The organism is Paracraurococcus lichenis, assembly GCF_030657435.1.
Taxonomy (GTDB): domain Bacteria; phylum Pseudomonadota; class Alphaproteobacteria; order Acetobacterales; family Acetobacteraceae; genus Paracraurococcus; species Paracraurococcus lichenis.
This window is the reverse complement of record NZ_JAUTWS010000146.1, coordinates 1-7,768: the sequence shown is the minus strand read 5'-3', so window position 1 is coordinate 7,768 and position 7,768 is coordinate 1. Positions and strand designations below refer to the sequence as shown.

Genomic DNA, 7,768 nt, shown 5'->3' with positions numbered 1-7,768 from the left:
TTCTGATTGGAGCACTAGCCGCAAATCAGGTAGGCAGGGATCGGCGTGAACCACATGACCGTCTGGCGCTCGCGTCACCGCTTCCTCAAGGCTGCCGCGCAGGACAATACGGCAATCCTCTCTGGGGTGATCGAGGCCGATGAGACGTTCTTCGCCCGCTCCTGCAAGGGGCACCGAGGATAGGTGAAGGGCAGGCCACCCGAGCCCCGCGCCGCGCGCCCGCGTGCCTGGGGCGCCACCAAGCGGGGCCTGTCGGATGAGCAGGTGCCGGTGCTGACTGCCCTGACCGGCTCGCCCGGACGTTCGAAGGGCCGGTCGCAGATGGCCCACTCCTGACCTGTTGCCAAGCGTTCTCCGCACCAACTCGAACGAATGCCTGTGACGGATTGAGGCACAATCGTCAGCGATGGTGACCGCACTCGGATCTAACCTGCCTGACGCATCTCATCCGGGGATCGTCGCGGCAAAGGGGCTTTCAAGTGCGGTACGGCGTCACACGACGGGCGGTGCTTAAAGGTCTGCCGGCGGCCAGCCTGGCCGCCGGCAATGTCTGCACATCCTTCCCAGCTTCGGCGCGTCCTCCCGTCCTCGAGTACCTCTTCTCTTTCGGCTCGGCCGGAGCGGGCGAGGGCCAGTTCGGCTATGTCGAGGATTTCGCCTTCACACCCGACGGCAGGCTCCTCGTCACCGACGCATCGCATGCCTGGGTCCAGGTCTTCGACGCCGCCAACGGACGCTTCCTGGCGCGCTTCGGCGGCAAGGGCGGCGAGGAGCAGAACCTGGAGAAGCCCGAGGGTATCGCCGTGGACGCGGCGGGGAATGTCTTCGTGGCGGACTACACGACGGGGTTCATCCAGGTCTACGACCCCGCATTCCGATGGGTGTCTACCTTCGCGGGGCACGGCTCCGGGCCGGGGCAGATCGCCAAGCCCGAGTTCATGACCATCGTGGAAGACCGCCTCTACGTGCCCGAGGCAGACAACCACCGCGTCAGCGTCTTCGATCGTTCGGGCGGATTCTGCTTCGGGTTCGGCCGCAAGGGAACGGCACCCGGCGAACTCGACAATCCGGAGGCCATCAAGCTCGGACCTGACGGACGCCTGTACCTCTCCGATCTCAGGAACGACCGCGTGCAGGTGTTCGATGTGAACGGCACACCGCTCGCCCGCTGGGGCTCGACCGGTACGGGCGAGGGTGAGTTCCGCTCCCCCGCAGGCATCGCTGTCGATGCGGCGTGCCATGTGTGGGTCACCGAGATTGGTAACGACCGCGTCCAGGCTTTCGACCACGACGGGTGCTTTCTCGGGATGGCGGGGCGGCGCGGCTCCGGGCCTGGGGAGTTCCTGAACCTGCACGGCATCGCCGTCCATCCCCGGACCGGGCTGATCTACGTCGCGGACACCGGCAACAACCGCGTGCAGGTCTTCCGCCCGATGCTCACCGACTGACACCAAGCCCGAACCGGAAGCGAACCGCACCATGCGGACCCCCATGTGGCACCGACTAGGAGGCGCGATCGGCCTGCGTGGCAGGCTGACCATTGCCTTCCTTGCAACCGCGCTCGTCATGGGGATCCCGGCTGCCGGCGGCGTCTACCTCCTCATGAAGGCCGGCGAGCGGGTCTCCTTCCTGACCGGCTCTGTTACGCCGATGCGCGCCGAGAGCGGAACCCTCGTCGACAACCTGCACGCGCTTCGGGACGCGCTCCAGGTCGGCCTCTCCGGGAGCCGTACCAGGGGTGGTGGTACTGCGGGCAGCGTGGCTGCGCCTGACGTCGTCGAGGCCCGGATGGAGGGTATCGACCGGGACTGGAGTGCCGCCATCTCGCGGCTTCGCACGCTCGCCGGGCTCACCGGGGCGAACCTGCCGATCGACCAGGCGGAGCGCGTGCATGCGGAAGCCATGCGCCTCGCGTCCGCCCTGATCGCTGCGGACCGCGCCGAGGTCGCCGCCATGGACGCCCGCGAGGATCGCATCGCCGCATTCCGTGCGGCCCGCCAACGCATGAACGAGATTCTGCGGGACATCACCTCCGCGGCTGACGCCCAGATGACGCTCACCGAGGAGCGTGCCAAGACAACCGAGCAGGCGAAGACCGCCACGCCGGAGTCCATGGCGGCGCTGCTCTCGGAGGTCTTGACAGGCATCTATCCGCGTCTCGTCGGCGCCGACAAGCTGCTGCAGGGCCTCGACCGGTTGGACGAGCTTGCGGCAATCCACGCGGCACAGCACGACGCAGCCCCGCTCGGCGCCATCGAGACCGGGGCGTCGACCATTCTGAGGAACAGTGCGGTCTACTTACGGCGGCTTGCGGGACGGCTCGAGGAAGCCGGGCAGGGCAAGAACGCGCGTGACGCCGGCAAGGCGCTCGACGACATCCGGACCGCGCTCCTCGGACCTGATGGTGCCTTCGCCAAGCAACGGGAGGCGCTCGCCAGCGCCGCCGCGGTCGAGCAATGCAGGCTGGCACTCATCGGCGTCGAAGCAGATCTGCGCAGCCTGCTCTTTGCCGTCACGCGGTTGACCCGGGCACTCGAGGAGAGTGTCACGGCAGAGGCTCGGCGCTGGTCGCGCGACGCTCTGGCCGGGCTACTCGCTGCGGGTCTGGGCGCGACCTCGCTCGCGCTCTGCCTGGGTCTCGTCTCCGCGCGACGGCTGACCGCGCCGCTGCAGCGCCTCAACGAGGCAGTCGCTGCCATGGCGGAGGGGCGCCCGTTCACCAACATCACGGGGCTGATCGGCGGGGGCGACATCGGGTCGGTCGCCGTCTCCGTGCTGGAGCGGACGGCGCACCTCGCCACACACGACACGCTGACGGGGCTGCCGAACCGGGCCCTGTTCCGGGACCGGCTGACCCAGTGCCTTGCCGAGTGCCACCGGGACGGGGGTGCCGTAGCAGTCCTCTATCTCGACCTCGACAGGTTCAAGGAGGTCAACGACTCGCTCGGACACGCCGCGGGCGACCGCCTCCTCGTCCAGGTCGCCGCCCGCATCAAGGCCACCCTGCGGGAGAGCGATACCCTGGCGCGGCTCGGTGGTGACGAATTCGCCATCGTGCAGCGCGGCGCGTCCCAGCCCTCCGACGCCGAGGCGCTCTGCCTGCGGATCATCGCCACGGTGAAGGACCCGTTCGACCTCGGCGGCCACCAAGCAAGCATCGGTGTCAGCATCGGCGTCGCCATCCGCGCCGCCGAGGCGGCGGCGGTCGACTCGGGCATCCTCATCCAGGAAGCCGATGTCGCCCTCTACCGCTCCAAGGAGGAGGGACGCGGCACCTTCCGCTTCTTCCAGGAGGAGATGAACCGCCGGCTGCAGGAGCGGAAAGCCCTGGAAGCAGACCTGAGGCGGGCGCTCTCCGAGGGCGAGCTGCGGCTGTACTACCAGCCCCAGGTCAGCACGAACGGCGAACGCCTCGTCGGCGCCGAGGCGCTGATCCGCTGGCAGCACCCGGAGCGTGGCAATGTCCGCCCGGATCAGTTCATCCCATTGGCCGAGGAAACCGGCCTCATCGTTCCCATCGGCGACTGGGTGCTGCGGACCGCCTGTCGGCAGGTGGCGGAATGGCCCGCGCTCGGTCGGGTGGCGGTGAATGTCTCCCCGGTGCAGTTCCGCCAGGCGGGCTTCGCCGACAAGGTTCGGGACGCGCTGGTCAGTAGCGGCCTCGAGGCGTCACGCCTTGAGCTGGAGATCACCGAGAGTATCCTGTTGAACGACACCGAGGAGATGCTCGCCATCCTTGCCGAGCTGCGCGAGCTCGGGGTCTCGATCGCCATGGACGACTTCGGGACGGGCTATTCGAGCCTGGGCTACCTGCGAAAGTTCCGTTTCGATAAAATCAAGATTGACCGATCCTTCGTCCGCAATCTCGGCGAAAGCCCGGACAGCACGGCGATCATCCGCGCCGTGCTCGGCATGAGCCGTGCCCTCGGCATCCGCTCGAATGCCGAGGGTGTCGAGGACATGGGACAAATGGCCCTGCTCAGCCAGGAAGGCTGCGAGGAGGCGCAGGGTTTCCTCTTCGGCCACCCCATGCCCGCCGACGAGTTCAGCGGGTTCATGGCCATCCGTGAGGTGCGCGGCACTGCAGCTGATCCGCAGACCGTCAATGCAACTTGATCAGCAGATCCGGCGACTGACACGGATCGCTGCCTGGACTAGCTGACGCCTCCATTCGCGTCATCCATGGCCTACATTCCTATCTGCAGGCCAAGGCCTTACGCCGGAGCTGAGTTGTGGGTCAGACCCCGTTCTCTAATCGGGTCATCCAGGTCAAGCGCTGAGTTGGAGGCTGACCACTGCCGGGGTCATGGTTCTCTTCGGGGTCGGTGTGATCCGCCCCATGATGGGGGTCAGGCACAGCACCAACCACGCTATGGCACCTCGATGCCGCGGAGCAGGGGGCATCCACCTCGTCAAGCTAAAGGCTGTTGCCACAAATGAGAAAAGCCTGAAGAGACGGCCTCATGCCGGCATTCCGAGAGACATGCCACTATCGGCGACATTAAGGAGGTAGAACTATCTCTGCTCACTGCAGATAGCTGGCTGATGCCGGGCGTATTTGGACCGCCAGGGTCTCTCTCGTTTCTTGGCCACCACGCTCCTGCGGCACGCGCCATCTCGGTATGGAGTGCGACGCGGACCTCCTCTGTCAAGCAGGTCCGGTGCTGCCGCGTGTGGCGAGCGCTTATGCACTCTCGTCCTGCAACAGGCTACGGACCTCACGTATGCGGCGGCGTAATGCAAGGAGGTCAATCAACGCCCTGCGGCGCTGCCGCTTCAGCCGCGTTAGTTCCGCCCGCATCCGGGCCGGATCAACCCCACGAGTGCCCTGCAACGCCGGTGCATCCACCTCGCGGCGAAACGCGATCAGTGCGTCCCGCGAAACATCAGGCCGGATCAGGCCACGGGACTTCGCCGTCTCGCGCTGACCAGGCGTGAGCAACGCCATCTGGTATGCAGCACCATAGGACCCTGGTACGAGCTCGCGCGGCAGGTGTCCCTCATCGACCATTCGAGCGATGGCCCGGAACTGGCTGGCTACGGTCTCACTGAACGGGAAGAGACGCCGAAAGCCGACCTTGAAGCGGTCGCGCTCGAGTGTGTCCAGTTCGCGATCGACGTCGTTAAGCGCCCGGCCGATCTCGATGAAGGCGTCGCGGGTCTGCGACCAAGCCACTGTCACATCGGTGCGCAGCTTTAGCAGCAGCTTCACCTTCCGCTGGTCCACCAGCAGGCTGGTGCCTTCGAACACCTCCCTCAGTGTCTCGTAGACTTGCTCGTCCACCCGCGTGAGGGCCTTGATATCCTCCTCGCGCCGATCGGTCAGCACAGGGGAAACGTCAGTATCGACGTCGACCTCGCGTAACGCCCGCCGGCTCAGCCCCTTCATGCCGCCTTCGCCGGCACGCGGATCCCGGCTTCGCGCACGACATAAGCCCAGAGCGCGTCGAAGGTCTCCGCCGCTTTGGCTTTGACGAAGTCCGGCACGGCCAGGCCCTTGCCGGCCGAAACGTGGATATCCTCCAGAAGCGGGATTTCGACAGGGCAGAGCGCCCCGACCTGCAACAGCTTGGTGCGGATCGCCTCGTAACTCCGGACCCGGCGGTTCGCTCGGTTCAGCACGAAGGACGAGCGGATATCAGCACCTGTCAGGGTGCGCATCCAGGGAGTAACGCTATCGACGTCGTCCTGTGTCGCGCCGGTCGGCACCAGCACGATATCGGCGGCCGCGCAGAGGCTGAGGGTGGCGCCGTACTGCGCCTCGATACTAGGGGGCGTATCGATGACGAGGAGGTCGACATTGCCGGTCTCCTTGAGCGCCGCCCGCCAGTCGGCAAGGGGTACAGCCAGGACAGGCACCTCGGAGCATTCCGGGTAGGTCTGCCGGACCCGCTCGCGCCGGGCATGCCACTTGGTGAGGGTCTGTTGCGGGTCGAGATCAACCCCGAGACAGCGGATCCCCTGCCGGGCAGCACTGACCAGGAGGCTCCGGCATAGGGATGACTTGCCAACCCCGCCTTTTGGACTTGCAATAAGAACAACCCGCCCCCGTGCGGGACTTTGCTTTCGCGCCACCTGACCCCCATCCGTAGCGTGAGAAGCGCACCGTTGCGCATCGCACGTGAGCCAGCAAGCAGTTTTCCGACGGAAAACCGCAGCAGCACCTATTGCCGCGGATCGGGGCTCGCCATGGTGCCAGCGCGCCAGCGCCCGCCGTCCACGCATTGACCAAAGCCAGACCTTTGATAAGTGCAGCGCCGCATCGGCCTCCTCCCGAGAAAAGTGGTACTCCGGCCGTTTAAACCCGCAGGGACAGTTGGAACGACCTGCGAGTACGGTCGTACCCACCGGCAATCTCTGCAAGTCGCCCTATGACGACTGCCGGCCGGTGCGGCAGGTTCAGAGCGAATCGAGGCACCGGGCAGGCATATGCGCTGGCCATTCAGGCGGCCGCACCGCCTCAGGTATACATGCCGCCATTCGCAACGTATCCGTGATGTCTGATTCCGCCAGCGCTTCGAAGCAGCCTCGCGGGGATTTCGGGAGCCTTGACATCTGGCTATATGACAGCAGTGACTGCATCCGCAGCAGGGCATTCCTCATGGCAACCCTGACCGTTCGCAATCTCGACGATGCCATTGTTCGGGCACTCCGGATCCGAGCTGCCGAGCACGGGCGCAGTGCGGAGGCTGAGCACCGGGAGATCCTGCGCCAGATCCTCACCGGCGGTGCACAAGTCACCCCTCGTGCGGCGGCCGCGGCGCGCTTGGCCGAGTTTCGGGACCGCACTGCGGGGCGCAGATCGGATACTGCGGTCGACCTCCTCGAAGAGAGCCGGGAGAGGCGGGCCACGAACCTCGCCAGCGGCTCGGGCACGTGATGCATGGCGCTGGTCGTGGATGCCAGCGTCACGCTGAAATGGGTGCTCGCGGAGCCAGACAGCCACCTCGCGCAGGCGCTGGCCGAGGGCGGGGAGGAGCTCCTGCTGCCGGACTTCTGGCTCAACGAGGCAGCCAATGTCTGTTGGCTGCAGACCCGCAAGGGGGTGTGGTCGGCGGACCAGGCGCGGGAAGCCCTGGACCTTCTCAGGGCCCAGGTGCCCCCGACGCCCACCGGTGACCTCGCCCTGTATGACGTGGCCCTCGAGATCGGCTTGGCTGTCGGCCACTCGACCTATGACACGCTCTATGTGGCCTTTGCTGTCACCATGAGTGCCCGGGGCGTCGTCGCTGCCGACAGGCCTTTCGTGGCCGCCATGCGGCGCCATCCGGATCCGGCCCTCGGCGCCATGCTCATCCCGCTCGGCGAATGGGGGTTCGGCTAGGGTCTGGCGTGATACGATGCCTCAATAGCCTGTTGCGCGCGCTCCGCACCGGCTAGCGTGCTCACCAAAAGGCGCAGATTGTTCGTCTCTCCCCCGCTCGTAGTTGCCGAGGTCCCTGCGGCTGAACTGGGCAGTGCCGGGGCAGCCCCGCCATGCTGCTAGCGCCCCGGCCGTGGCCGTCCTCAGATTGACTCCCGTGCCCGGCGCGGCCGGGTGATCTGGTGAGACGTCGCGGCACATCCTCTTGGTTGCGTCCGACACAAGCTGATCAGTGCTTGCGGTTAGCCCCGTGGTATCTGGGGTCAGCGGATGGCGAGCAACCGGGGGGCGACGGGCGGGCGCGACGGGTGCAGCGCCACGCCCTCGTCGCCGATCTCCACCTTCGCGTCGGGGTATACGGCAAGGGCGAGCTGCAGCGCCTTCGGCCACTTCGACTTGAAATGG

The 7,768-nt window shown here is 66.5% G+C and carries 6 protein-coding genes and 1 pseudogene; 5 read left to right on the top strand and 2 right to left on the bottom strand.

Annotation, left to right across the window (positions count from 1 at the left end; genetic code table 11):
• Window positions 1-63: 63 nt before the first annotated feature.
• The 3 genes and pseudogenes from Q7A36_RS37135 to Q7A36_RS37125 form a co-directional block, all read left to right on the top strand.
• Window positions 64-177, top strand: a pseudogene (locus Q7A36_RS37135) (IS1595 family transposase); the annotation flags it as partial.
• 302 nt (window positions 178-479) lie between these two features.
• Window positions 480-1,448 carry a 6-bladed beta-propeller gene (locus Q7A36_RS37130; RefSeq protein WP_305108832.1) on the top strand — a complete coding sequence of 323 codons (969 nt, stop codon included), beginning with the start codon at window positions 480-482 and terminating at the stop codon, window positions 1,446-1,448.
• Between the two features lie 31 nt (window positions 1,449-1,479).
• A complete protein-coding gene (locus Q7A36_RS37125) occupies window positions 1,480-4,116 on the top strand; it encodes a putative bifunctional diguanylate cyclase/phosphodiesterase (protein ID WP_305108831.1) in 2,637 nt (878 codons plus the stop codon).
• Window positions 4,117-4,684: 568 nt separating this feature from the next.
• Here Q7A36_RS37125 and Q7A36_RS37120 read toward each other — a convergent pair.
• Together Q7A36_RS37120 and Q7A36_RS37115 are read right to left on the bottom strand one after the other, a co-directional pair.
• Entirely contained in the window at window positions 4,685-5,389 is a 705-nt protein-coding gene (locus Q7A36_RS37120; RefSeq protein ID WP_305108830.1) for a hypothetical protein, read from the bottom strand.
• Window positions 5,386-6,225, bottom strand: coding sequence for a ParA family protein (locus tag Q7A36_RS37115; protein ID WP_305108834.1), 840 nt, complete (start codon window positions 6,223-6,225; stop codon window positions 5,386-5,388). Before Q7A36_RS37115 ends, Q7A36_RS37120 begins: the two co-directional genes overlap by 4 nt.
• A gap of 376 nt (window positions 6,226-6,601) precedes the next feature.
• Here Q7A36_RS37115 and Q7A36_RS37110 point away from each other — a divergent pair, with 376 nt between their 5' ends.
• Window positions 6,602-6,880 (top strand): FitA-like ribbon-helix-helix domain-containing protein, encoded by a 279-nt coding sequence (locus Q7A36_RS37110; protein ID WP_305108829.1) that lies wholly within the window; start codon window positions 6,602-6,604, stop codon window positions 6,878-6,880.
• Between the two features lie 3 nt (window positions 6,881-6,883).
• Window positions 6,884-7,324 (top strand): type II toxin-antitoxin system VapC family toxin, encoded by a 441-nt coding sequence (locus Q7A36_RS37105; RefSeq protein ID WP_305108828.1) that lies wholly within the window; start codon window positions 6,884-6,886, stop codon window positions 7,322-7,324.
• Window positions 7,325-7,768 lie beyond the last annotated feature (444 nt).